Annotated in this window: 26 protein-coding genes and 2 tRNA genes; 13 read left to right on the forward strand and 15 right to left on the reverse strand. The window is 64.5% G+C overall.

Going from position 1 to position 22,506, the window contains the following annotated elements; all coding sequences use genetic code 11:
• Positions 1-15: 15 nt before the first annotated feature.
• The 10 genes from QTH90_RS07175 to hemP all read left to right on the forward strand — a co-directional run bounded on the left by QTH90_RS07175 (position 16) and on the right by hemP (position 7,187).
• Positions 16-540 carry a DUF2271 domain-containing protein gene (locus tag QTH90_RS07175; protein ID WP_286663791.1) on the forward strand — a complete coding sequence of 175 codons (525 nt, stop codon included), beginning with the start codon at positions 16-18 and terminating at the stop codon, positions 538-540.
• A 34-nt stretch (positions 541-574) separates the two neighbouring features.
• The gene (locus QTH90_RS07180; protein WP_286663792.1) at positions 575-1,378 is read left to right on the forward strand and encodes a DUF4198 domain-containing protein; all 804 of its coding nucleotides are present in this window, start codon (positions 575-577) and stop codon (positions 1,376-1,378) included.
• 125 nt (positions 1,379-1,503) lie between these two features.
• A complete protein-coding gene (locus QTH90_RS07185; protein ID WP_286663793.1) occupies positions 1,504-2,418 on the forward strand; it encodes an FAD:protein FMN transferase in 915 nt (304 codons plus the stop codon).
• Positions 2,415-3,779 carry a sulfite reductase subunit alpha gene (locus QTH90_RS07190; protein WP_286663794.1) on the forward strand — a complete coding sequence of 455 codons (1,365 nt, stop codon included), beginning with the start codon at positions 2,415-2,417 and terminating at the stop codon, positions 3,777-3,779. The genes QTH90_RS07185 and QTH90_RS07190 overlap by 4 nt, the downstream gene beginning before the upstream one ends.
• A gap of 76 nt (positions 3,780-3,855) precedes the next feature.
• Positions 3,856-4,536 carry a Fe2+-dependent dioxygenase gene (locus QTH90_RS07195; protein ID WP_286663795.1) on the forward strand — a complete coding sequence of 227 codons (681 nt, stop codon included), beginning with the start codon at positions 3,856-3,858 and terminating at the stop codon, positions 4,534-4,536.
• Positions 4,537-4,651: 115 nt separating this feature from the next.
• A complete protein-coding gene (locus tag QTH90_RS07200) occupies positions 4,652-4,924 on the forward strand; it encodes a (2Fe-2S)-binding protein (RefSeq protein ID WP_286663796.1) in 273 nt (90 codons plus the stop codon).
• Between the two features lie 104 nt (positions 4,925-5,028).
• Entirely contained in the window at positions 5,029-5,724 is a 696-nt protein-coding gene (locus QTH90_RS07205) for an energy transducer TonB (protein ID WP_444814710.1), read from the forward strand.
• Between the two features lie 20 nt (positions 5,725-5,744).
• Positions 5,745-6,461, forward strand: coding sequence for a MotA/TolQ/ExbB proton channel family protein (locus tag QTH90_RS07210; RefSeq protein ID WP_286663797.1), 717 nt, complete (start codon positions 5,745-5,747; stop codon positions 6,459-6,461).
• A gap of 5 nt (positions 6,462-6,466) precedes the next feature.
• Positions 6,467-6,880, forward strand: coding sequence for an ExbD/TolR family protein (locus QTH90_RS07215; protein ID WP_286614340.1), 414 nt, complete (start codon positions 6,467-6,469; stop codon positions 6,878-6,880).
• Positions 6,881-6,974: 94 nt separating this feature from the next.
• Positions 6,975-7,187, forward strand: coding sequence for a hemin uptake protein HemP (gene hemP / locus QTH90_RS07220; protein ID WP_286663798.1), 213 nt, complete (start codon positions 6,975-6,977; stop codon positions 7,185-7,187).
• Positions 7,188-7,364: 177 nt separating this feature from the next.
• Here the strand turns inward: hemP and QTH90_RS07225 are convergent, their stop codons facing one another.
• Positions 7,365-7,772: a GlcG/HbpS family heme-binding protein gene (locus QTH90_RS07225; protein ID WP_286663799.1), complete on the reverse strand. Its 408-nt coding sequence runs from the start codon at positions 7,770-7,772 to the stop codon at positions 7,365-7,367.
• A 167-nt stretch (positions 7,773-7,939) separates the two neighbouring features.
• Between QTH90_RS07225 and QTH90_RS07230 the strand changes: the two genes are divergently transcribed.
• Positions 7,940-8,641: a Bax inhibitor-1/YccA family protein gene (locus tag QTH90_RS07230; protein WP_286663800.1), complete on the forward strand. Its 702-nt coding sequence runs from the start codon at positions 7,940-7,942 to the stop codon at positions 8,639-8,641.
• A gap of 44 nt (positions 8,642-8,685) precedes the next feature.
• Here QTH90_RS07230 and rlmD read toward each other — a convergent pair whose 3' ends face one another.
• The 5 genes from rlmD to surE are packed head-to-tail and all read right to left on the reverse strand — an operon-like array spanning position 8,686 to position 13,735.
• Entirely contained in the window at positions 8,686-10,122 is a 1,437-nt protein-coding gene (rlmD, locus tag QTH90_RS07235; protein ID WP_286663801.1) for a 23S rRNA (uracil(1939)-C(5))-methyltransferase RlmD, read from the reverse strand.
• A gap of 42 nt (positions 10,123-10,164) precedes the next feature.
• Entirely contained in the window at positions 10,165-11,205 is a 1,041-nt protein-coding gene (locus QTH90_RS07240) for a sigma-70 family RNA polymerase sigma factor (RefSeq protein WP_286663802.1), read from the reverse strand.
• Positions 11,206-11,209: 4 nt separating this feature from the next.
• The gene (locus tag QTH90_RS07245) at positions 11,210-12,178 is read right to left on the reverse strand and encodes a peptidoglycan DD-metalloendopeptidase family protein (protein ID WP_286663803.1); all 969 of its coding nucleotides are present in this window, start codon (positions 12,176-12,178) and stop codon (positions 11,210-11,212) included.
• An 11-nt stretch (positions 12,179-12,189) separates the two neighbouring features.
• A complete protein-coding gene (locus QTH90_RS07250) occupies positions 12,190-12,969 on the reverse strand; it encodes a protein-L-isoaspartate(D-aspartate) O-methyltransferase (protein WP_286663804.1) in 780 nt (259 codons plus the stop codon).
• Position 12,970: 1 nt separating this feature from the next.
• On the reverse strand, positions 12,971-13,735 hold the full coding sequence (gene surE, locus QTH90_RS07255) for a 5'/3'-nucleotidase SurE (protein WP_286663805.1): 765 nt from the start codon (positions 13,733-13,735) through the stop codon (positions 12,971-12,973).
• 125 nt (positions 13,736-13,860) lie between these two features.
• On the opposite strand from surE, the gene QTH90_RS07260 reads away from it, so the two are divergent.
• Positions 13,861-14,847, forward strand: a complete 987-nt coding sequence (locus QTH90_RS07260; protein WP_286664487.1) for an NADPH:quinone oxidoreductase family protein — start codon at positions 13,861-13,863, stop codon at positions 14,845-14,847.
• Between the two features lie 64 nt (positions 14,848-14,911).
• Here the strand turns inward: QTH90_RS07260 and QTH90_RS07265 are convergent, their stop codons facing one another.
• From QTH90_RS07265 to QTH90_RS07295, 7 genes are all read right to left on the reverse strand, one after another.
• Complete coding sequence (locus tag QTH90_RS07265; RefSeq protein WP_286663806.1) at positions 14,912-15,250, reverse strand: H-NS histone family protein; 339 nt, start codon at positions 15,248-15,250, stop codon at positions 14,912-14,914.
• A 118-nt stretch (positions 15,251-15,368) separates the two neighbouring features.
• Positions 15,369-15,444, reverse strand: a tRNA-His gene (locus QTH90_RS07270).
• Between the two features lie 28 nt (positions 15,445-15,472).
• A complete protein-coding gene (locus tag QTH90_RS07275; protein WP_286663807.1) occupies positions 15,473-17,386 on the reverse strand; it encodes a SurA N-terminal domain-containing protein in 1,914 nt (637 codons plus the stop codon).
• Between the two features lie 74 nt (positions 17,387-17,460).
• Positions 17,461-17,536: transfer RNA gene (locus QTH90_RS07280), tRNA-Val, on the reverse strand.
• Between the two features lie 17 nt (positions 17,537-17,553).
• Positions 17,554-17,826 carry an HU family DNA-binding protein gene (locus QTH90_RS07285; RefSeq protein ID WP_007830705.1) on the reverse strand — a complete coding sequence of 91 codons (273 nt, stop codon included), beginning with the start codon at positions 17,824-17,826 and terminating at the stop codon, positions 17,554-17,556.
• A gap of 223 nt (positions 17,827-18,049) precedes the next feature.
• Positions 18,050-19,135, reverse strand: coding sequence for a tartrate dehydrogenase (locus QTH90_RS07290; protein WP_286663808.1), 1,086 nt, complete (start codon positions 19,133-19,135; stop codon positions 18,050-18,052).
• Positions 19,136-19,138: 3 nt separating this feature from the next.
• On the reverse strand, positions 19,139-20,029 hold the full coding sequence (locus QTH90_RS07295; protein WP_286664488.1) for an alpha/beta fold hydrolase: 891 nt from the start codon (positions 20,027-20,029) through the stop codon (positions 19,139-19,141).
• Positions 20,030-20,104: 75 nt separating this feature from the next.
• On the opposite strand from QTH90_RS07295, the gene QTH90_RS07300 reads away from it, so the two are divergent.
• Positions 20,105-21,049, forward strand: a complete 945-nt coding sequence (locus QTH90_RS07300) for a LysR substrate-binding domain-containing protein (protein ID WP_286664489.1) — start codon at positions 20,105-20,107, stop codon at positions 21,047-21,049.
• A 4-nt stretch (positions 21,050-21,053) separates the two neighbouring features.
• Here the strand turns inward: QTH90_RS07300 and QTH90_RS07305 are convergent, their stop codons facing one another.
• Together QTH90_RS07305 and pgsA are read right to left on the reverse strand one after the other, a co-directional pair.
• Positions 21,054-21,935, reverse strand: coding sequence for a DMT family transporter (locus tag QTH90_RS07305; protein ID WP_286663809.1), 882 nt, complete (start codon positions 21,933-21,935; stop codon positions 21,054-21,056).
• On the reverse strand, positions 21,932-22,498 hold the full coding sequence (gene pgsA / locus QTH90_RS07310) for a CDP-diacylglycerol--glycerol-3-phosphate 3-phosphatidyltransferase (RefSeq protein ID WP_286663810.1): 567 nt from the start codon (positions 22,496-22,498) through the stop codon (positions 21,932-21,934). Before pgsA ends, QTH90_RS07305 begins: the two co-directional genes overlap by 4 nt.
• Positions 22,499-22,506 lie beyond the last annotated feature (8 nt).

Consider the following 22,506-nt stretch of genomic DNA (forward strand, 5'->3'; position numbering starts at 1 on the left):
AGGAAAGAGGTTTTCGTGCAAGTTCGCTATTCCCTCGCGCTCGCCGCACTGTTCGGCGCGCCGGCCTTCGCTGCGGGGCTCACGGTCAACATCGAAGTGCCGCGGCTCAACGTGTCCGAGTACCACCGCCCCTACGTGGCCGCCTGGATCGAGCGGCCCGACCAGTCGGTGGCCAGCTCGCTGGCGGTCTGGTACGACGTCAAGAACAAGGGCGGCAATGCCGAAGGCGAAGGTACCAAGTGGCTCAAGGACATGCGCCAGTGGTGGCGGCGCACCGGCCGCGAACTGGAAATGCCCGTCGACGGCGTGAGCGGCGCCACCCGCCCCGCCGGCAAGCATCAGATCGCACTTTCCGAGGGTTCGGTGGCGCTGCCGAAGCTGGCCCCCGGCGCCTACAAGCTGTACGTCGAGGCCGCGCGCGAGGTCGGCGGCCGCGAGATCGTGAGCATCCCATTTCAGTGGCCGCCTGCGAAGGCCGAGCAGTCGCAGGCCGCAGGCAATAGCGAGCTCGGCGCAGTGACGCTCGAGCTCAAGCCCTGAGTTCTTCTTCCTTTCCCCTCACCGGAATTCCATCATGAAGCTCTCTCTTCGCACTCTTGCCCTTGGCTTCGCCCTCTGCGCTGGCGCCGCCGCCGTCCAGGCCCACAACGCCTGGCTGATGCCTTCGAGCACCGTGCTGTCGAAGGCCGACTGGGTCACGGTCGACGCCGCGGTGTCGAACGACCTGTTCTTCTTCAACCACAACCCGCTGAACCTGGACAGCCTGGCGGTCACCGCGCCCGACGGCAGCACGGTCAAGCCGGAGAACATGTTCAAGGGCAAGCTGCGCAGCGTGTTCGACCTGAACCTCACGCAGCCCGGCACGTACCGGGTGGCGCTCGTCAACGACGGCGTCTTCGCGCGCTGGAAGGACAAGACAACTGGCCAGGCCAAGCGTGCACGCGGCACCGCAGAGAGCATCGCGGGCCAGATCCCGGCCGACGCGCAAGAGGTCGAGATCACGCAGTCGGCCGGTCGCAACGAGACGTTCATCACCGTAGGCAAGCCCAGCGCCTTGCGTCCGACGGGCAAGGGCCTCGAACTGATCTCGGCCAACCCTACCGACCTGGTCAAGGGCGAGAAGTCGAGCTTCACGCTGCAGCTCGACGGTCAGCCGGCCAAGGATCTCGAGGTCACCGTCACGCTGGGCAACACGCGCTACCGCGACAAGCTGGATGAACTCAAGGTCAAGACCGATGCCAAGGGCCAGTTCAGCGTGACGTGGCCGGAAGCCGGCATGTACTGGCTCGACGTCAACACGACGGACCAGAAGACCTCGGTGCCGAAGGCCAAGGAACGACGCCTGAGCTACGCCGCCACACTGGAAGTGATGCCCTGAGTTCCAGCCTGGATCCTTCCGCGCCGCGCATCTCTTTCGCGACCTGGCGCGCAGGCGGCTACGCCAACACACCGCAGCCACGCAGCGCCGACCCGTCGACGCTGCAGTCTCTGGCGGGCCGCAGCATGGGCACGACCTGGTCGCTTCGCTTCGACAACCCGCGCATGATGGCGCTCGACGAGGTGGCTTCCAGCGTGCAGGGCGCGCTCGACCGCGTGGTCGCGCAGATGAGCACCTGGGAGCCCGATTCGGCCATCAGCCGCTTCAACTGCTCTGCTGCTGGCAGTCGGCACGTGCTCGATGCTGAATTTGCCGACGTGCTCGCCTGCGCTCTCGAATGGGCTACAGCCAGCGGCGGCGCGATCGACCCGAGCATCGGACCGTTGGTCGCGCTGTGGGGATTCGGCGCACACGCCGGTGCATCAGCCATCGTCCCCCCCTCCCCGGCCGCACTCGCGCACGAGCACCAACAGGTCGGGTGGCAGCGCCTGAAGTTCGACATTGCGACCCGCAGCCTCGTGCAGCCCGGCGGCGCCTCGCTCGACCTGTCGGGCATCGCCAAGGGCTTTGCGGTCGACCTGGCCACTGCCGGACTGCAGTCCCTCGGCTTGACCGACTTCCTGCTGGAAGTCGGCGGCGAACTGCGCGCCGCCGGACGGCGACCGGACGGACAACCCTGGCGGGTGATGGTCGAAACGTCCTCGGCGACCGCGTTGCGGATGCCACTCCAAGATATGGCGATTGCGACCTCCGGCGACCGCTGGCATGTGCGGGAGCATCAGGGTCGGCGCTGGTCGCACACGCTCGATCCCCGTACGGGCGAACCAACCAGTCATTCACTGGCCTCGGTGACCGTGCTGCATCAGGCCTGCATGCAGGCCGACGCGCTGGCGACGGTGCTGACGGTGCTCGGTCCGCAGGAGGGCCTGGACTTCGCCCAGCGGCGCGAAATCGCCGCGCTGTTCGTGTGCCGCGGCCACGACGGACCGCAGCTGATCGCCAGCAACCGCTGGCCCGTCCTCGCCTCCTCCGCCTCATGACCGAGCCCGTCCTGCGAGTGCTGGCCGCGAGCCTGACAGTGCTTGCCTATGTCGCGTTGTGCGCCGCCATCTACTGGCGCAGGCGACAACTGCGCAACCTCACGGCCCGCCAAGCCGCGGCGCTGGCCGGCAGCCAGCCCGGCGCTGCCACGCTGGTGCTGTTTGCCAGCCAGACCGGGCAGGCCGAGGCCCTTGCCTGGCAGACCGGTCGCTGGCTGCACGCGGCCGGCACACCCGCCCGGGTGCTGTCACTTAACGACGTGGACACCGCCATGCTTCGCAGCGCGCCACGGGCGCTGTTCATCGCAAGCACGTATGGCGAAGGCGACGCGCCTGACGGCGCCAGCGTGTTCGCCGAGCGCGTGATGGGCGTCAGGGCGGAACTGTCATCCCTGCGTTACGCAGTCCTGGCGCTTGGCGACCGGCAGTACGCCAATTTCTGCCGCTTCGGGCGCCAACTCGACGAATGGCTTCACGCAGCCGGCGCGAAGCGCGCCTTCGAGCGCATCGAGGTCGACAACGCGGACCCGGCCACGCTGGCGGAATGGCAAGCGCAATGCGGTGGCAGTCCCGATGCCTCCGCGACGGGGACATCGGAGGCAAGCGACGCGTCCTGGCGCCTCGTCTCTCGCCGCCTGCTGAACGGCGGCAGCACGGGTGCGCCGGTCCATTTGCTGGGCTTTGCGCCGTCCGCCGCACCGGCACCCGGCTGGGAGTCCGGAGACATCGCCCAACTGGCGCTTGCGAGCGACCCCGGGCGGCCACGCGACTACTCGATCGCATCCATCGCCGCAGACGGCGAGCTGCAACTCCTGGTGCGACAAGAGCAACATCAGGACGGCACCCTCGGCGCCGCCTCCGGGCTGCTGACCTCGACGCTGAACCTGGGCGACACGATCCGGCTGCGCCTGCGGCCGCACCGCAGCTTTCGCCTTGGCGAGAACGCGCGGCGGCCCCTGCTCCTGATCGGCAACGGCACGGGCCTGGCCGGCCTCCGCAGCCACCTGCGCGCCCGTGCAGCCATGGATCGACACGACAACTGGCTGGTCTTTGGCGAGCGCAATGCACAGCACGACTATCTCTGCCGTGACGAAATCGAAGCCTGGCAGCACAGCGGCGTTCTGCAGCGAGTCGACATGGTGTTCTCGCGTGATCAGCCCGAACGACTCTACGTGCAGCACCGGCTCCTGCAACTCCACGAGGAGGTGCGCGCCTGGGTTGCGCGCGATGCGGCGATCTACGTGTGCGGCAGCTTGCAGGGCATGGCCGGCGGCGTTGATGCGGCACTGCGCCAGATCGTCGGGGAAGCCGTCATGGGCGAGCTATTGGCCAGCGGCAGGTATTGCCGCGACGTCTACTGAGCCGTGTCGCATCCCCGCGGTGCGACACTCGAACCCGGCCCCATGGCCGGAACCTTTTCTTTGAGGAATCCGCAAGATGATGCTGCATGTGCCCGAAGTTCTCAGCGCAGAACAGGTGCGTGAGATTCGCGCGAGCCTGGATGCCACCGACTGGGTGGATGGCCGCGAGACCGTTGGCGACCAGGGAGCCCAGGTCAAGCGCAACCGGCAGTTGCCCGAGCAATCCCCTGTTGGCCGCGAACTTGGCAAGACGATTCTCGGCGCCCTGGCGCGCAATCCGCTGTTCTTCTCGGCCGCCCTGCCCCTGCGCTTCGTGCCGCCACTGTTCAATCGTTACGAGGGTGGCGAGCACTATGGTCTGCATGTCGACGGCTCGGTCCGCTCGGTGCCGGGCACCGGCGAGCAGTTGCGCACCGATCTGTCCTGCACGCTGTTCCTGTGCGACCCGGGCGACTACGAGGGTGGCGAACTCGAAGTGGTCGACACCTATGGCACGCACGAGGTCAAGCTGCCGGCGGGCGACCTGATCCTGTATCCGTCCAGCAGCCTGCACCGCGTCCACCCGGTGACGGCCGGTGCGCGCGTCTGTTCCTTCTTCTGGCTCCAAAGCATGGTGCGGGACGACCGACAGCGAGCCTTGTTGTTCGAACTGGACCAGGTGATCCAGCGACTGCGCGGCCGCCTCGGCGAATGCGAGGAATCGATCGCACTCACCGGCCAGTATCACAACCTCCTGCGCATGTGGTCCGAGATCTGAAGGTCCATCGATAGGGAGCCGACCCTGAAGGCACGATAGTTATTGCAAATGCGAAGAATTCGTATTTATAATCAAGTCCTCTTCAAACAGCCAGCCAACAGCCGCTTTCACCGCCATGATCGTTTGCGTATGTCGCCGAGTCTCCGACCGAGAAATCGCACGCCACGTGCGGGCCGGCATGACTTTCGACGAAGTGCAGCTTGAACTCGGGGTGGCCACCCAGTGCGGCCAGTGCGAAGGTTGCGCGCGCGACGTGGTCGCGCAGTGCAGCATCTCGCACCCGGTCGCCGCGCTTCATCGCGAAACGGGGCCGGTAGCGATCCAGCTTGCCAATTCCATCAAGGAAAGCAACGCATGGAACTCTTCGCGGCCCTCGGCGGCAGCCTGATCTTCGTCGCCAGCTCGGTCTGGTGGATTTTTCGCAAGTAGTAATTGGCGTAGCGGTTCTGCTGCATCAGGGCACCTTTGACGGTGCCCGCACTCGAATGGTTGATTGTGTCTAGCCGCTTTTCTCCGCCCCCCCCAACGGCCCTTGGCCTCTCGCGCAATGCCATCATCGCGGGCAGCGTGGTGCTCTTTCACGTCGCCGCCCTCTGGGCGCTGCAAAGCGGCCTGTTGCGCCGCGCGGCCGAAGTGGTCATTCCGGTCGAGATCCTGAGCGAATTCATCGAGCCGCCCAAGCCGGTCGAGCCGCCGCCCCCTCCCCCGCCTCCGCCCGAGCCCAAGCGGCAGATCACCAAGACTCCGCCTCCGCCGCGGCCGCAGGCGATTCGCGAGCCCAAGCCGACGCCCGCGCCGAATGCGCCAACCGGCAGCGTCGAACCGCCACCTCCGCCGGCGCCCATTGCCCCGCCGGCACCGCCCGAGCCGCCGGCGCCTCCGCCTGCCCCGCCGGCACCACCTTCGATCCAGCTGCCGTCCAGCAACGCCGACTACTTGCAGAACCCGAAGCCGGTCTACCCTGCCATGAGCAAGCGCCTCGGCGAGCAAGGCAAGACGATCGTGCGTGTATTGATCGGCGTCGACGGGCTTCCCAAACAAGCAAGCATTCGCACGTCCAGCGGCTACGAACGGCTGGACGAAGCTGCGCGTGCCGCCGTGATGAGCTGGCGCTTCGTGCCAGGCAAACGCAATGGGGTCGTTGAACCGATGGAGTTCAACGTGCCGATCAACTGGGTTCTCAATTAATTTTTCTGGAGTAGCTTCGTATGGATTCCCAATTTGGCCTGATGAACGTTTGGCATCAGGGCGATTTCGTCACCAAGGCGGTTGCGCTGCTGTTGATCGGCATGTCGCTCGCTTCATGGATCGTGATCCTGATCAAGGCGATCGACGTCATCAAGTACAAGCGCCTGGCGAAGCATTCGCAAGATTTCTGGCACAGCGAAGACTTCGCTACGGCCCTCAACAAGCTCGGCAAGGACGACAGCAACCCTTTCCGCGCACTCGCCCTCGAAGGTCGCGAAGCGGCGGCCCACCATCGCAACACCAAGGCCCATCTGCACGATGCGCTCGACGTCAGCGACTGGATCACGCGTGCATTGCGCAACGGCATCGACGAGTTCACGGCGCGCCTGCAGACCGGTCTCGCCATCCTGGCTTCCGTCGGGTCGACCGCTCCGTTCATCGGGCTTTTCGGCACGGTGTGGGGCATCTATCACGCACTGATGAGCATCGGCACCGCCGGCCAGGCCACCATCGACAAGGTTGCCGGCCCGATCGGCGAAGCACTGATCATGACGGCGCTGGGTCTCGCGGTCGCCATCCCCGCCGTGCTGGGCTACAACGCCCTCGTGCGTGGCAACAAGTTCGTGCTGACCAAGCTCAACAGCTTTGCGCATGATCTGCACGCCTACTTCGTGACAGGTGCGCGGGTTCAAAGCGGCGGCGTCGAAGCCACCGTCGTTCCGCTCAAGAAAGGCTGAGCATCATGGCCTTCGGTACCCAGGACGAACCCGATGAGGTCATGAACGAGATCAACATGACGCCGCTGGTCGACGTCATGCTGGTGCTGCTCATCATCTTCATCATCACCGTTCCCGTGATGAAGCACGCGGTGAACATCGATCTTCCCCGCGCCAGCAGCGAGCCGGAACAGACCAAGCCACAGAACATCTTGTTCACGGTGGCGGCCGACGGCAGCTATTACTGGAACGAACAGAAGATCGAAGACGCCGACCTGAAGACGCGTCTTGCCGCGGAAGCCGCCAAGGACCCGCAGCCCGAACTGCATATTCGCGGCGACAAGGCGGTCCGCTACGAGCGTGTCGCACAAGCCATGTCGGCAGCGCGCGAAGCCGGCGTGCGCAAGATCGGGTTCATCACCGAACCCGATCCGAAGTAGCCCGGGTTCGCAAGCCAAAAAATTCGATCGCGACGATTGACTTTTTATTGAGAATCATTATCATTTGCTCATCGCTTCGATAAAGGGATTTCCAATGCAAGCCACGCCCAACGCCTTCACCGTCTTGAGCCATCCCTCGCTTGATCATTCAGGTGGTGGCCGCGTTTCCGGTGAGGCTGCCCGCCCGGCGCCATTGCTTGAAAGCGCTGAACTCCTCAAGGGAAGCAAGACCGTCGGCATCCTGCACAACGGTTCCCTCTATCGACTGCAAGCCACCAAACTCGGCAAGCTGATCCTGACCAAGTAAGGTTCAGCCCGCCCCTCTCGCAAGTTTCATCGTGGGGCGACTCGAGGAGATTCATCTCCAAAGGGTCGTTTTTTGCTAGCCAACGGTTCGCCGACTAGCCAAGCTTTTTTTCCACCTTGGACCGCCAACGAAAAACGCCGACCTCGCGGTCGGCGTTTTGCTTTTTGCAGATTGCGCTCAGAGTCCGATCGCGGCGATGCCCGCCTTGGCGATCTGGGCGTCCTCGTTCGACTTGACGCCACTCACGCCGACGGCGCCGATCACATGGCCATCCTTGACGATCGGCACGCCGCCTTCGAGCAGGCCCATGACGCCGGGCGCCGTCAGGAACGAAGTGCGTCCGCCATTGATCATGTCTTCGTAGGTCTTGCTTTCGCGGCGCCCCATTGCTGCGGTATGGGCCTTGGCAGGTGCAATGTGGGACGACAAGGCTGCCGCGCCATCCAGCCGCTGCAGCCACAGCAGATTGCCTGCGTCGTCGGCGATGGCGATGGTCACGGCCCAGTTGTTCTTCAGGGCCTCGGCTTCGGCGCCGGCGGCGATCGCCTTGACATCAGCGAGCTCGAGGAATGACTTGGTCTTCATGATCTTTAGGGAAAAGTTGCGTAACCTTGAAGCATAGCGTTTGGCCCATCAAGAACCCTTGTCGGCGGTAGGAATATCCGAACACAGGTCTTTCTGATACGTGGCCCTTGCAGCGTCCTAGAATGCGCCCCAACTGCAGTTTTGCAGCAACACCTGGAGTTTCAGCAATGAACGACCGCGTCAACACCCTCGACACCTCCGTCGGCTACGGCCAGACGCTGCCGCAGGCAGACCGCCAGCGCGTCCTGCGCAATACCTACTGGTTGCTCGCCCTGAGCCTGCTGCCCACCGTGCTCGGCGCATGGCTCGGCGTGGCCACCGGCATCACCCGATCGCTCGGCGGCGGGCTCGGCCTCATCGTGTTCATGGGCGGCGCCTTCGGCTTCATGTTCGCGATCGAGAAGACCAAGAACTCGGCGGCCGGCGTGCCGGTGCTGCTGGCCTTCACCTTCTTCATGGGCCTGATGCTGTCGCGGCTGATCGCGATGGTGCTCGGCTTCAAGAATGGCTCGGAACTGATCATGACCGCCTTCGGCGGCACCGCCGGCGTATTCTTCCTGATGGCTTCGCTGGCCACGGTGATCAAGCGCGACCTCTCCGGCATGGGCAAGTGGCTCTTTGTCGGTGCAATGGTCCTGATGGTCGGCGCCATCATCAACGTCTTCGTGGGTTCGAGCGCCGGCATGATGGCAATCTCGGTCGCGGCGATCGGCATCTTCTCGGCCTTCATGCTGTACGACCTGAAGCAGATCATGGACGGCGGCGAAACCAACTACATCAGCGCGACGCTGGCGCTCTACCTCGATCTGTTCAACGTGTTCCAGAGCCTCCTGGCCCTGCTCGGCATCTTTGGCGGCGAGCGCGACTGAGAGCGTTCTCTTCTTGTCGAAAAGGGCCCCGAGGGGCCCTTTTTTCATGCCAGATCGAATACGGCGATCGACTCTACGTGCGAGGTGTGAGGGAACATGTTGACCACCCCCGCGAAGGTGCATCGATACCCCGCCTGGTGAACCAGCAGGCCCGCGTCACGCGCCAGCGTCGAGGGGTTGCAGCTCACATAGACGATCCGTTTGGGCGGAGCCCAGCCGCCCCGATGCAATTCGACCTGCTGGTGCAGATCCGCGAGCGCCTTGGCCAGAGCGAACGCGCCTTCGCGCGGCGGGTCGACAAGCCACTTTTCCGCGGCGCCGTCTGCCACGAGCATCGCCGGCGTCATCTCGAAGAGATTGCGCGCAACGAAGCTCGTCGGCGCAAGTGCGCGCCGCCCGGGCACCGCGGGGCGATTGCGCTCGTAGTTGTCCGTGGCACGCGCCACCAGCGTGTCGCTGCCTTCGATGCCCAGCACCTCCCGCGCCCGGCTCGCCAACGGCAAGGTGAAGTTGCCCAGACCGCAAAACCAGTCGATCACACGTTCGTCGGGCTGCACATCGAGCAGCCGCAAGGCGCGGCCGACCAGCACACGATTGATGTGGGGATTGACCTGCGTGAAGTCGGTCGGCTTGAAAGGCATCGTGACGCCGAATTCGGGGAGCCCGTACGCCAGCGCTTCTCCGCCCTCCTCCAGTAGCTTAACGGTCTCGGGTCCCTTGGATTGCAGCCACCACTGGACGCCTTCGTTCTTGGACGCAAACGCCTTGAGTCGCGCCACGTCGGCATCGGACAGCGGCTCCAGGTGCCTCAGCACCAGGGCGATCACACCCAGGCGGCCCGTGCCATCCGGCGAGTCGCCGCAGGCCAGTTCAATCTGCGGGCAGGTCTCGCGCGCGTCCATCGAGCCGATCAATTCGCGCAAGGGCAGGAGCATGTCGCTGACCTGCGCCGGCAAGACGGGACACACCTTCATGTCCGCCAGATAGCGGCTCTTGCGCTCGTGGAAGCCGATGAGAACCGTGCCCTTCTTCACCACGTGACGCACGGAAAGGCGCGCGCGATAGCGATAGTGCCAGGCGGGCCCTTCAAGCGGCCGCAACACGTTCTCGGGCCGCACCTTGCCGAGGTGCCAGAGGTTGTCCTCGAGCGAACGCTGCTTCACCGCGACTTGCGCAGCCGCATCGAGGTGCTGCATCTTGCAGCCCCCGCAGGCACCTGCATGCAAGCCGAAGTGCGGGCACCCTGGCCGCACGCGCTGCGATGATTCGCGGGCGATCGCCGTCACGGTACCTTGCTCCCAGTTGTTCTTCTTGCGGTGCACGTTGAACTGCACTTCTTCGAAGGGCAAGGCGCCTTCGATGAACACCACCATGCCGTCGGCCTTGTGCGCCACGCCCTGCGCATCCAGGTCGAGCGACTCGACTTGCAGCCACTCATCGCGGGGGCGCTGCGCTTCTTTCTTTTCTATCGATTCCGTCATGCCTGGATTGTCTCAGGCTGCAGGGAGCTCGGTCCTCGCAGCCTAGAGGAGCGCGTCCCGCTGCACGCCTGCGCGCGCCAGTTGCCGGCGCATCTTGGCCAGCGCCTCGTTCTGAATCTGCCGGACACGTTCGCGGGTCAATCCAAGACGAACGCTCAGCACTTCCAGCGTCTCCGGATCGCGATCATGCAGGCCGTAGCGGCCTTCGAGCACTTCGCGTTCACGCTCGGTCAACACCAGGATCCATTGATCGAGCAGCTTCTCGACCTCGTGGGTCTGCGTCACGCCGGTGGGATCGCCGCCTTCGTCATCCGACGCCACGGTGTCCGCCAGCGTGAAGCTGTCGTCGCCGCGCTCGCCGCCGGCGTCGAGCGAGCGTGGCGCTTCGGCGAGCGCCATCAGGTCCGCCACATCCTGCACCTCGCGGCCGAGCAGCGCGGCGACGTCCTCGACGCGCACGCCGTCAGGCCGACGGGCGATGAATTCGGGGTCGCCTTCCAACGCACGACGCGCACGCATCACCTGCTGCAACTCGCGCACCACGTGCACCGGCAAGCGGATGGCACGCGCCTGCATCATCGCCGCGCGCTCAATCGATTGCCGAATCCACCAGGTTGCATAGGTCGAGAAGCGAAAGCCGCGCTCCGGTTCGAATTTGTTGATCGCATGCATCAGACCGAGGTTGCCCTCCTCGATCAGATCCGCCATCGGCACGCCCCGCCCAAGGTAGGACTTGGCGATGTTGACGACGAGCCGCAGGTTGTGCTCGATCATCGATTGCCGCGCTGCGAAATCGCCGCTGCGCGCGGCGCAGGCCGTTCGATATTCTTCATCGGGCGTGAACAGCTGCGTGCGCCGGATCTCGCGCAGATAGATCGTCAATGAGTCGCCGCCGTCACCGCCGAGATCGGCTGGTATCGCTTCGCGGGGATTCTCGTTGAGGCCCTCGCCGGCGGTGCGGTCCACTGTGCCCCGCATGGGGATCGAAGACTCCGAAGCGTTCGATGATTCGAAGCCCGAGGTGCCGCCGTTGCCCGCCACTCGCCGCACGACCGGGGTGCGATGAAGGCGGGAGGCGGTCATGACGCTAGCGCGCTGGCAGGTACCGCGCCGGATCGACCGGCTTGCCCTGACGGCGGATTTCGAAGTGCAGCTTGACGCGGTCTGCGTCGCTGTTGCCCATCTCGGCAATCTTCTGCCCCTTCTGCACCGACTGATCTTCCTTGACCAGCAGCGTACGGTTGTGCGCGTAGGCGGTCAGGTAGGTGTTGTTGTGCTTCAGGATGATGAGATTGCCGTAGCCGCGCAGTCCCGCGCCCGCGTAGACGACGCGACCATCGGCTGCCGCGAGGACCGAATCGCCCGCCTTGCCGCTGATATCGAGCCCCTTGTTCTTGGCCTCGTCGAAACCCGCGATCAATGAACCCTGGGCAGGCCAGATCCAGCCTACGTCCTCATCCCCGGAGGCCGAGGCAGCTGGCGGCGTTGGCGAAGCAGTGACCGGCGGAGTCGGCTTGGTCGCCGCGCTCGTGGTGGCGCCAGGAGTTGCCGCAGCCCCAGCTGCAGCCGCAGCCGCGGTGGCCGCAGTCGCAGGTGCGACGATCGGTTGCGTCACCGGGCGCGTGACGACGCCGGACGCATCGGTCGTTGCGGGCGCCGTCGCTGCCGTAGCCGTGCCGCCAACGGGCGGAATCACGCGGAGCACCTGGCCCACTTCGATCAGGTCAGGATTGTCGAGATTGTTCCAACGCGCGATGTTCTGCCAGGTCTGACCGGTTTCCGTGCCGATGCGACGGATGGTGTCACCCGGACGCACCGCGTAATAGCCGGGCTTTCCGTAGTTCTCGATGCCCGCCAGCGGCTTGCCGTTGGCATCCGTGGTGATCGGCGGCACACCAGGAAGAGTTGCTCCGTTGGTGGCTGCAACCGGCGTACGAGTCATGGTGCCGCGGTCTTCGACTGGCACCGGACCACGCGGTGCACCACAACCCGCAATCACGAGCGAAACCACCAGCGTCATGCCGGCAAGCCAGCCCCGATTGCCAATACCCTGCATGTGTTCTTCCTTCAAGCAATTCCCGATTTTAGGGGGACAAAGTGAACCGCCTCAAGAATGCGACGCTCGGCGCCGCGTGCGGTTTTATCAATGACAACCAGGGCCTGGCCGCCCGTTGCGGATTGCGTCGGAGCGACGATTCTTCCGCCCACCGCCAACTGCGCGATCCATGCCTCCGGCACGGCCTCGCCGCCCGCCGCAGCGATGATTCCGGCATAGGGCGCGCCCTTGGCGTACCCGATCATCCCGTCGCCAAGCAACAGATGAACCGTTGCCAATCTGAAGGGACGAAGGTTCGCGCGCGCTCGCTCGTGCAACCCTCGCAAGCGCTCGATGCTGTAGACCTCCGAGGCGACGTGGCTGAGCACTGCGGCCTGGTAGCCGCAGCCGGTACCGATCTCGAGCACTCGTCCGAGTCGATCGCCGGGCTTGCCCGCCAATGCAGGCGCACCGAGCAGCAATTCGATCATGCGTGCAACTACATTGGGCTTCGAGATGGTCTGGCCCAGCCCGATCGGGAGGCTCGTGTCTTCGTACGCCTGATTGACCAGTGCACTATCCACGAACAGGTGCCGCTCCACCGTGCCCATCGCGCGCAGCACGCGCGCGTCGGCAATTCCTTGTGCGGCCAGACGCTGGACCATCCGCGCACGGACCGCATCCGACGCCATCGAGGGTGTCGTGCTGTGGACCGTCGGTTTGGCAGGCACCGCGGGAAGACGCCCGCGCGTCGCCGCAGAAGCCGTGGGCGTCAGCCGCACGGGAAACCCCGGGCGTTGGCCTGCTGCCATGTCAGGAGCGCTCGCCGAGGCGGGCCACCGTGTCGCGCCACTGTCCCAGATTGGCGTGATCGGTCAGATCGATCTGCAATGGGGTCAGCGCGATGTGGCCGGCCGCCGTCGCATGGAAGTCGGTGCCCTCGCCGCTGTCCTTTGCTCCGCCCGCGCCGGCAATCCAGTACATCGTCTCGCCGCGAGGGCTGTCCTGCGTGATGACTTTCTCCGCGGCATGGCGGCGACCCAATCGGCACACCTGGACTGATTTCAGTTCGTCGAAAGGAAGATTCGGCACATTGACGTTGAGCAGGAATGCGTTGCCACCCAGCATCTGCTCCCGTTCGATCTGCTCGACCAGTCGCCGCGCTGCGCGGGCCGCGGCGTCAATGTGAGCCCAGCCCTTTTCGATCTGGGAGAAGGCGATCGCCGGAATACCGAACAGATAGGCTTCCATCGCGGCTCCGACAGTGCCCGAATAGATCGTGTCGTCGCCCATGTTGGCGCCGTTGTTGATGCCGGACACGACCAGATCGGGCCGATAGTCGAGCAAGCCCTTCAACGCGATGTGCACGCAATCGGCCGGCGTTCCGGTCACGTAGCGGAATCCGTTGTGAGCGGTGTGCACGTAAAGCGGTGCAGCCAGCGTGAGCGCATTCGACTTGGCGCTGTTGTTGTGCTCGGGCGCGACCACTTCGACGTCGGCTATTTCCTTCAGTGCGTCGTGCAATGCGACGATGCCCGGAGCCTGGAAACCGTCGTCGTTCGAAATAAGTATCTTCATGGCGTCTATCAGTGGGCGCGATTGTAGGCGGCGGGTGCGTCACGGCTGGGACAACACCGTTGGGACGCCCCGCCTATCATGGTCCGCATCCATTGCCCCCAGACTCATTGATAGGAGACACGAGCATGCACGCATGGCTCTGCGAAAACCCCACCGGCGTCGACGCCCTCACGTGGAAGGAACTGCCAACCCCGACGCCTGGACCCGGACAGGTGCTGGTCGAAATCAAGGCGGCAAGCCTGAACTTTCCCGATCTGCTGATCGTGCAGAACAAATACCAGATCAAGCCGCCGCTGCCTTTCGTGCCGGGGTCCGAATACGCCGGCGTGATCACCGCCGTGGGCGAAGGCGTCACGCATCTCAAGGTTGGGCAGAACGTTGCATGCCTGTCCGGCACCGGCGGTTTCGGAACGCATACGCTCGCCCCGGCTGCACTTTGCATGCCGCTTCCCGAAGGCTTCGGCTATGTCGATGCCGCCGCTTTCATCATGATTTACGCGACCTCCTGGCACGCATTGATCGACCGCGCGCAATTGAAGGCTGGTGAAACGGTGCTCGTGCTCGGTGCAGCCGGCGGCGTCGGAACTGCAGCCATCCAGATCGCAAAAGCCGCGGGTGCCAAAGTCATCGCGGCCGCGTCGACCGATGAAAAATGCGAACTCTGCAAATCCATCGGTGCGGACATCACGATCAACTACACCACGCACGCGCTTCCGAACGGTTTTCGTGATGCGGTCAAAGCGGCAACCGATGGCAAAGGACCTGACGTCATTTACGACCCGGTCGGCGGCGAATTTGCCGAACCGGCGTTTCGTTCGATCGGCTGGCGCGGACGCTATCTGGTCGTCGGTTTCGCCGCAGGCCCCATTCCTTCGCTGCCTTTAAATTTGATGCTGCTCAAAGGTGCATCGCTGGTCGGCGTGTTCTGGGGCGATTTCGCCAAGCGCGAGCCCAAGGCCAACGCACAGATGATGGCCGAATTGGCCAAGTGGTACGGCCAGGGCAAGATCAAGCCCGTCATCGACAGCGCCGTACCGATGGCGGACCTCAAGGCGGCCTACGCCCACATGGGTTCACGCGGCGTCAAGGGCAAGCTGGTGCTGGTCAACTGAGGCACACCAAGGCCATAAAAAAAGCCCGCATGAGCGGGCTTTTTACTTTGCCGAGTCGAAGGCTTTACTTGATCTCGAAGTCCGACAGCGATTTGCCAGCAGCCAGTGCCTCCGTGATCCAGCGCGGCTTGCGCCCACGGCCACCGGACCAGGTCTCACCGGTGGGGCTGCGGTACTTTGCAGCGGTCTTGGTGGCAACAACCCCTGCGCTGCGCTTGCCGACGCGCGCCGTGAGTTTGAGATCAGCTGCAGTCAAACCGTATTCAGCGATCTTCTTGCGCAGCTCCTCGATCACTCCAGAGCGCTCTTGATTTCTCAGCTCTTCAGCTTGCTTGCGCAATTGCGCAATCTGCTCGTCGTGCTTCTTGATCTGGGAATTGATGTCGGCAAGGGATGAGGCCATCGGTGCTAATCCTCGAATTAGAAAGCGAAAATTCTAATTCAAAAGTCAATTGCCGCAAGTACGACAGGCACAAAAAAAAGCGCCGACCATTCGGTCGGCGCTTTTCGTCAATGAAGTTTGGGGTGGCTGATGGGACTCGAACCCACGACGACCAGAATCACAATCTGGGACTCTACCAGCTGAGCTACAGCCACCGCAGCCTGCAATTGTAGCGTGAAAAAACTAGCGTTCGGCGCCCGTCGTCGAATCCGAGGGCCTCGGAACCAAAATTTCGGCCTTGAAGCGGTTCTTCAGCAGGTCGTAGTAGGCGGCGTTCTCCGCCGAGCCCACGGCCTGCGCGAACTGCTCGTTCTCCTGCTTCGCCAACTCCGGCGCGGGCGGCGTGCGAGGCACGGCCTTGATGACGCGCACGACGGCAAAGCCCTGTGATCCAAGATCCGTTCCAACGAGAACCGGCAGCTTGCTGGTATCGGCACGCAATGCGCCTTCGATGACAGCGGGCGGCTGCGACTGCGTTTCCAGCCGCGAAACCGTTACCGGTGCACCGAAAGTCGCGCCCGCGGGATTTGCCTGCCAGGCAGCCAGCTTGGCCTCGCCCTCTGCCTTTGCAAGGGCCGCCGCGCGCTCGGCAATGAGCTGCGTGCGAACCTTGTCCTTGACCTCTTCGAAGGGGAGCGCTCGCGCCGGGCTGTATTGCGTAACGCGACCCGATGCGAGCTGGTTGGGCCCGATTTCGATGGCTTCGGTGTTGTGCTTGCGCTCGAGCGTATCGGGAGCGAAGAGCGCATTCAGGAAATTGCGGCTGGCCAGCGCGCCAGCAGCACCCGGCGCGGGCGTACGTCCGACATTGCTGGCCGACTGGATCGTGAGCTTGAGCTTCTCGGCAGCCGGCTTCAGGCTGTCCGGCTGCTGATAGACGATGTCGGTGAAGATCTCGGCGGCCTTGGCGAACTCCTGCGTGGCCTGCTGGCTGCGCACCTCGTTCTCGATGGTGGTGCGCATCTTGTCGAAAGGCGGGACCACGGCCGGCTTGATGTCGTTGAGCTGGATGATGTGGAAACCGAATTCGGTCTCGACGACGTTGCTGATCTCGCCCTTCTTGAGCGCGAACATCGCATCCTCGAACGGCTTGACCATCGCGCCGCGCGTGACGAAATCGAGGTCGCCACCCTTCTCCGCCGAGCCCGGATCCTGCGAATTCTTGCGTGCCACCTCGGCAAAGGTGTTGGGTGCCTTCCTGAGATCGGCCAGCAACTGCTCGGCCTTGGCTCGCGCCTTCTCGCGCTCGGCGGCCGGTGCGCTCGCGGGCGCAGCGATCAGGACGTGGCTCGCACGACGTTCTTCCTTGGTACCGAAGCGCGCGCTGTTCTGGTCGTAGTAGCTCCGCAGGTCCGCCTCGCTGACCGAGATGTTCTTCTTGGCGGCCTCGAGGTCCAGGACCAGATATTCGACGCTGGCCTGTTCAGGCACCTGGAACTGCGCCGTGTGGTCCTTGTAGAAGGCCTGGAGATCGGCATCGCTGACGTTGACCTTCGATGCGAAATCGGCGGGCTTGAACAGCGCCACCTGAATCTCGCGCCGATCGTAGAAGGCGTTGAGCGCCGCAGCTGCTTGAGCGGCGGTCGCGAAGGTGGTGCCCGAAACGCCCAGAGACACCTGTTGCGTTGCGAGGTCGGCACGAACCGACGCTTCGTACTGCTCGGGCGTCCGGCCGGTCGCGCGCATGAAGCTTTCCCGGTCGAACTTGCCATCGGCCGTACGGAACGAAGCGAGGCCGGGGTCCGCGGCGAACAGGCGTGCGAGCCGCTCCTCGGACACCGTCATGTTCGATTTGGACGCCGCTGCCGCGAGCACGCGGTCCCGCACCATGCGTTCCAGGGTGGCGTAGCGCGCTGCTTCAGAGTCGAGCAGGGCCGGCTCGATGTTGGGCGCCTGCCGGCGGATCCGGTCGACCTCGTTGCGGTGCTGCGCATCCCATTCGGGACGGGTGATGTCGTGGCCCGCGACGCGCGCGACCTTTTCGCCTTGCCCATCTCCCTGGTAGCGATCGACGCCGAAAAGCACGAACGAAGGAATGATCAGCAAGAACAAGAACACCATGATGATCTTGTTGTACTTGCGGAAGGAATCAAACATGCTGGGGCACTCTCTGTGACGGATTGCGGGACGGCAACAAAAAAGGCGAACACTCTGTTCGCCTTTGCTTCGGGTGGTGGGTGCTGAGGGGCTCGAACCCCCGACCTACGCCTTGTAAGGGCGCCGCTCTACCAGCTGAGCTAAGCACCCCACCGGAAAACAGTGTCTCAGTTCAGCGCGTCTTTCAGCGCCTTGCCGGGACGGAACTTCGGGATCTTGGCGGCCTTGATTTTAATCGCGTCGCCGGTGCGCGGATTGCGGCCGGTCCGGGCGGCACGCTTTCCTACTGCAAATGTTCCGAAACCGACGAGCGAAACGGAGCCGCCCTTCTTGAGCGTTGTACGAATGGCGCCGATGGTGGATTCGAGTGCGCGCGTGGCGGCTGCTTTGGAGATATCGGCGTTCTTTGCGATGTGCTCAATGAGTTCGGTTTTGTTCACAAGGGCCCCTTGCAGGAAAATTGTTGATCAGTCGTCAGAAGCGATGCCAGCCCCGTGACGATGTCACGGGGGCGAAATTCGAAGAAAAGGGTGGCAGTTCTGACGCGCCGGCAGCGCGCTGCCGACAGGGATTACAACCACTGGTCTACAGGGTGTCAATACGACACTCCCCCCTAGAACGCAGCGAGGAGCGCGATTTTAGTGGCGTTTTGACAAGTCTTTTTCAAAGTGCCTCGGCGATCGCCTTGCCCAGGTCGCTCGTGCTCGCGGTTCCGCCGATGTCGGGCGTGCGCGGGGCGCCGCTGCCGGGGGCCAGCACCTTCTCGATCGTCGACAGGATCGCGTCGTGCGCAGCCTTGTGGCCGAGGAACTCCAGCATCATCGCGCCACACCAGATCTGACCGATCGGGTTGGCAATGCCCTTGCCCGCGATATCCGGCGCGGAACCGTGCACCGGCTCGAACAGCGACGGCGTGGTGCGCTCCGGGTTCAGGTTGGCGCTGGGCGCGATGCCGATGGTGCCGGTGCAAGCGGGGCCCAGGTCCGACAGGATGTCACCGAACAGATTGCTCGCCACCACCACATCGAAGAAGTCAGGGCGCTGCACGAAGTGGGCCGTCAGGATATCGATGTGGAACTTGTCGAGCTTCACCCCCGGGTAGCCCTGCGCCATCGCAGCCACGCGCTCGTCCCAGTAGGGCATGGTGATCGAGATGCCGTTGGACTTCGTGGCGCTGGTGAGATGCTTCTTCGGGCGCGACTGCGCCAACTCGAACGCGAACTTCAGCACGCGGTCCACGCCGACGCGCGACATCACGGTTTCCTGCACGACGATCTCGCGCGGGGTGCCTTCGTACATCCGGCCGCCGATGCTCGAGTACTCGCCCTCGGTGTTCTCGCGCACGATGTACATGTCGATCTCACCCGGTTGCCGGGGCGTGCCGTCGCGACGGACCACCGGCGCCACGATGCCCGGCATCAGCCGCGCGGGCCGCAGGTTGATGTACTGGTCGAACTCCCGACGAAAGAGCAGCAGCGAGCCCCAGAGCGACACATGGTCCGCGATCTTCTCCGGCCAGCCGACCGCGCCGAAGAAGATGGCGTCGTGCCCGCCGATCTGGTCCTTCCAGTTGTCGGGCAACATCTTGCCGTGCTTCTCGTAGTAGTCCCAGCTCGAGAAATCGAAGTGGTCGAATTTCAGGTCGATGCCGAACTTGCGCGCTGCAGCATCCAGCACACGCAAGCCTTCGGGCATGGTTTCCTTGCCGATGCCATCGCCGGCGATGACTGCGATTCGTTGGGTGCTCATGTCTCAATCCTTGTGGGTCGCGTTGAAAAAGGGAAGCGCCTGTGCCAACAGGTCGAGCGGCGCTTCTTCGGGAATGTAGTGACCGCAGGGCAGCGTTTCGCCCGATACGTCGTCGGCGCGCTCTCGCCACAGTGCCAGCACGTCGAAGCAGCGTCCGACCGCGCCATGTTCGCCCCACAGCACGCGCAGCGGCTGCGCGAGCTTGCGGCTGGCGGCGATGTCGGCGCGATCGTGGTCGAGGTCGATGGTGGCCGAGGCCCGATAGTCCTCGCAGATGGCTTTCGCGCTGCCGTCGATCCATGCACAGCGTTCGTACTCGGCGAGCGCCTCCGGCGCAAAGGGTGCAAGCCCCGCATGGCGGCTGCCCATGACGCTGCGCACATAGCGCACCGGATCCGATTCGATGAGCGCTTCGGGCAATGGCGGCGGCTGGATCAGGAAGAACCAGTGCCAATAGGCCTTCGCAAAGGCTTCGGACGTGTCCTCGTACATCGCGAGAGTCGGCGCGATATCGAGCAACATGAGGCGCTCCACCGCCTCCGGATGGTCCGCCGCCAGCCGATGGGCGACTCGGGCACCCCGGTCATGTGCCAGCACGCCGAAGCGCTCGAAACCGTGATGCCGCATGGCGGCCAGCGCATCGAGCGCCATCTCGCGCTTGCTGTAACGCGCGTGGGCCGCATCGGCCACCGGTCGGCCAGAGTCTCCGTAGCCGCGCAGATCGAGGAGGACCAGGGTGAAATGCTCGGCCAGCACAGGCGCCACGCGATGCCAGATCACGTGCGTCTGCGGGTGCCCATGAAGCAGCAGCAAGGGTGCACCGCTGCCGCCAACGCGTCCGTGGAGGCGGACACCGTCGCGCAAGACATCGAAGGTGGAGAACGAAGCGAGCATGCGACGAATTGTGCGTTGCACGTCTCTCTTCATCAAGCAACAATCAGCCAATTGATACTTTCCCAAATGGCAGCAATGGAACGCAGTGACCTGGAGCTCGTGATGGCGATCCGCGGGCGCGGGAGCCTCGCCGGCGCCGCGCTCGCGTTGAACGTCGTTCCTTCGGTGGTGACCAAGCGCCTCGGCGCGCTGGAGGCGCGACTGGGCCAGCGATTGTTCGACCGCACCACGCGCAGGCTCAGTGCCACGGCGGAAGGCGAAGCGGTGTGCCTGCATGCCAAGGGCCTCCTCGATGGCTTCGCAGCGCTGGAGAACGAACTTGGCGAACGGCAGAGCGAGCTGAGCGGCACGATCCGGCTCGTCGCCACCTTCGGGTTCGGCAGGCGCTGGCTCGGACCGGCGCTCGGGGTGTTCAACGAACAGCATCCCGGTCTGCAGATCCAGCTCACCCTGGGGGAGAAGCTGCCCGACCTCGGCGCCGAAGGGCACGATGGCGCGGTGTGGTTGTGGCAGCCGCAACATCGCCGCGCGGGCGACTGGGTCACGCGCCGCATCGCGCGCAATCAGCGCGTGCTGGCGGCTGCGCCGGCCTATCTTGAACGCCGTGGCGTTCCAGCCGACGCAGCCGCGCTCGCGTTGCACGACTGCCTCGTGGCGCGCGAGAACAGCGAAGGCAGCGAACGCGAATTCGCGCTGTGGACACTCCGCCACATCAAGGACAGCACCACCGTTCGGGTCCACGTGCGAGGCCCGCTGTCGAGCAACTCGGGCGAGATGGTGCGCGACTGGTGCCTGGCGGGGCGCGGGATCATGCTGCGCAGTCTCTGGGATATCGCACCCCATCTCGCCTCGGGCGAACTCGTGCGCGTGCTCCCGCAGCTCGCGATGCCGGACGCCGACATTCAATGGGTTGCGCCGTGGCGACCCAAGACGCCCCGGCGCGTGCGGGTGCTCATCGACTTCCTGGTCGAGCGCTTTCGCGGCGAGCCGTGGAAGGTCGACCGCCCGCCGTCGCGCTGAGCTCTCAGCGCTCGCCGCGGACCACCAGGCTCACGCCGACGGCCGTCGTCGCGATGCCCGCCAGCGTCACCACGGTGATCGGCTCCGCAAACAGAAGCCACGCCATCACGGCAGTGCACGGCGGCACGAGGTAGAGCAGGCTCGTGACGGCGGTCGCGGTGCCACGCTGGATCAGGATGTAGAGCAGCGAGCTGCCGCCCAGCGACAGGGCCAGGACGGACCATGCCATCGCGCCACCCGAAGCCAGGTTCCATTGGATGCTGTCGGCCTCCAGCAAAGCGAAGGGCAAGGTGACCAGCAACGCCGCGGCAAGCTGGATCGCGTTCGCGCTGCGCACGTCGCAGGGCGCGACGAAGCGCTTCTGATACAGCGTGCCGGCTGTGATCGACAGCAGCGCCATCAACGCCAACCCCATGGTCAGCACGCTGACTTCCCCGCCCTGCCCCAGCTTGCGTGAAACGACCAGCACCAGGCCCAGGAACCCGAGGAACAGCCCCGCCCACTGACGACGCGTGATCGTGCCGCCGTTCATCGACATCCACACCGCGGTCAGCACCGGCTGAATTCCGACCAGCAACGCAATGAGCCCGGAGCCCATGCCCACCCTGACAGCGGCCCAGACGCCGCCCAGGTAGCCCGCTTGCATCAGCACGCCGGTCACGGCGAGATGGCCCCACTGCACCCGGTCCCGTGGCCACGCGACGCGAGCCAGCCGCACCCAGACGAGGAAGCAGACCACCGAGAGCGCATAGCGCACCGAGAGGAACTTGAGCGGCGGCGCGTAGGGCATGCCATAACGCGCCACGATGAAGCCGGTGCTCCAGATCAGTACGAAGACTGCCGGCATGACGCGCAGCCAGCCCGCCGAGCGGGCCGCGCCCGTCATTTCGCCCGGGCCCGGATTTCGGGTATGGCCTTTTGGAGGTAGTAGACCATCGACCAGACGGTGAGCACGGCGGAAATCCAGATCAGCCATTGCCCCCAGGCACCGGTGTCGATCACGCCGAAAAGCATGCCGTCGAAGAGCAGGAACGGAATCGCCACCATCTGCACCACGGTCTTCACCTTGCCGACCATGTGGACCGCGACGCTCTTGCCCGCCCCGATCTGCGCCATCCATTCGCGCAGCGCGGAGATCGCGATCTCGCGGCCGATGATGATGAGCGCCACGAACACGTCCGCACGATTCAGGTGGACCAGCACGAGAAGTGAGGCGCACACCAGGAACTTGTCGGCGACCGGATCGAGGAAGGCGCCGAACGCCGAGGTCTGGTTGAGCCGGCGCGCCAGAAAGCCATCGAGCCAGTCGGTGGCCGCGAATACGATGAACATCACCGTCGCGATCAGGTTGCGCATCGGCTCCGACAGCGGCAGGTAGAACACACCCACGATCAACGGGATCGCGACGATGCGCGTCCAGGTCATGATCGTTGGCAGGGTCCAGAACATTGGAACGA

The sequence above is a fragment of the Variovorax flavidus genome, from assembly GCF_030317145.1.
GTDB lineage: Bacteria > Pseudomonadota > Gammaproteobacteria > Burkholderiales > Burkholderiaceae_C > Variovorax > Variovorax flavidus.

What these genes read in the sequence shown, in the direction of transcription:
- QTH90_RS07180 (WP_286663792.1), top strand. Translation starts at nt 575, where the DNA reads ATGAAGCTCTCTCTTCGCACTCTTGCCCTTGGCTTCGCCCTCTGCGCT.
- QTH90_RS07185 (WP_286663793.1), top strand. Translation starts at nt 1,504, where the DNA reads ATGGGCACGACCTGGTCGCTTCGCTTCGACAACCCGCGCATGATGGCG.
- QTH90_RS07190 (WP_286663794.1), top strand. Translation starts at nt 2,415, where the DNA reads ATGACCGAGCCCGTCCTGCGAGTGCTGGCCGCGAGCCTGACAGTGCTT.
- QTH90_RS07195 (WP_286663795.1), top strand. Translation starts at nt 3,856, where the DNA reads ATGATGCTGCATGTGCCCGAAGTTCTCAGCGCAGAACAGGTGCGTGAG.
- QTH90_RS07200 (WP_286663796.1), top strand. Translation starts at nt 4,652, where the DNA reads ATGATCGTTTGCGTATGTCGCCGAGTCTCCGACCGAGAAATCGCACGC.
- QTH90_RS07210 (WP_286663797.1), top strand. Translation starts at nt 5,745, where the DNA reads ATGGATTCCCAATTTGGCCTGATGAACGTTTGGCATCAGGGCGATTTC.
- QTH90_RS07215 (WP_286614340.1), top strand. Translation starts at nt 6,467, where the DNA reads ATGGCCTTCGGTACCCAGGACGAACCCGATGAGGTCATGAACGAGATC.
- hemP (WP_286663798.1), top strand. Translation starts at nt 6,975, where the DNA reads ATGCAAGCCACGCCCAACGCCTTCACCGTCTTGAGCCATCCCTCGCTT.
- QTH90_RS07225 (WP_286663799.1), bottom strand. Translation starts at nt 7,772, where the DNA reads ATGAAGACCAAGTCATTCCTCGAGCTCGCTGATGTCAAGGCGATCGCC.
- QTH90_RS07230 (WP_286663800.1), top strand. Translation starts at nt 7,940, where the DNA reads ATGAACGACCGCGTCAACACCCTCGACACCTCCGTCGGCTACGGCCAG.
- rlmD (WP_286663801.1), bottom strand. Translation starts at nt 10,122, where the DNA reads ATGACGGAATCGATAGAAAAGAAAGAAGCGCAGCGCCCCCGCGATGAG.
- QTH90_RS07240 (WP_286663802.1), bottom strand. Translation starts at nt 11,205, where the DNA reads ATGACCGCCTCCCGCCTTCATCGCACCCCGGTCGTGCGGCGAGTGGCG.
- QTH90_RS07245 (WP_286663803.1), bottom strand. Translation starts at nt 12,178, where the DNA reads ATGCAGGGTATTGGCAATCGGGGCTGGCTTGCCGGCATGACGCTGGTG.
- QTH90_RS07250 (WP_286663804.1), bottom strand. Translation starts at nt 12,969, where the DNA reads ATGGCAGCAGGCCAACGCCCGGGGTTTCCCGTGCGGCTGACGCCCACG.
- surE (WP_286663805.1), bottom strand. Translation starts at nt 13,735, where the DNA reads ATGAAGATACTTATTTCGAACGACGACGGTTTCCAGGCTCCGGGCATC.
- QTH90_RS07260 (WP_286664487.1), top strand. Translation starts at nt 13,861, where the DNA reads ATGCACGCATGGCTCTGCGAAAACCCCACCGGCGTCGACGCCCTCACG.
- QTH90_RS07265 (WP_286663806.1), bottom strand. Translation starts at nt 15,250, where the DNA reads ATGGCCTCATCCCTTGCCGACATCAATTCCCAGATCAAGAAGCACGAC.
- QTH90_RS07275 (WP_286663807.1), bottom strand. Translation starts at nt 17,386, where the DNA reads ATGTTTGATTCCTTCCGCAAGTACAACAAGATCATCATGGTGTTCTTG.
- QTH90_RS07290 (WP_286663808.1), bottom strand. Translation starts at nt 19,135, where the DNA reads ATGAGCACCCAACGAATCGCAGTCATCGCCGGCGATGGCATCGGCAAG.
- QTH90_RS07295 (WP_286664488.1), bottom strand. Translation starts at nt 20,029, where the DNA reads ATGCTCGCTTCGTTCTCCACCTTCGATGTCTTGCGCGACGGTGTCCGC.
- QTH90_RS07300 (WP_286664489.1), top strand. Translation starts at nt 20,105, where the DNA reads ATGGAACGCAGTGACCTGGAGCTCGTGATGGCGATCCGCGGGCGCGGG.
- QTH90_RS07305 (WP_286663809.1), bottom strand. Translation starts at nt 21,935, where the DNA reads ATGACGGGCGCGGCCCGCTCGGCGGGCTGGCTGCGCGTCATGCCGGCA.
- pgsA (WP_286663810.1), bottom strand. Translation starts at nt 22,498, where the DNA reads ATGTTCTGGACCCTGCCAACGATCATGACCTGGACGCGCATCGTCGCG.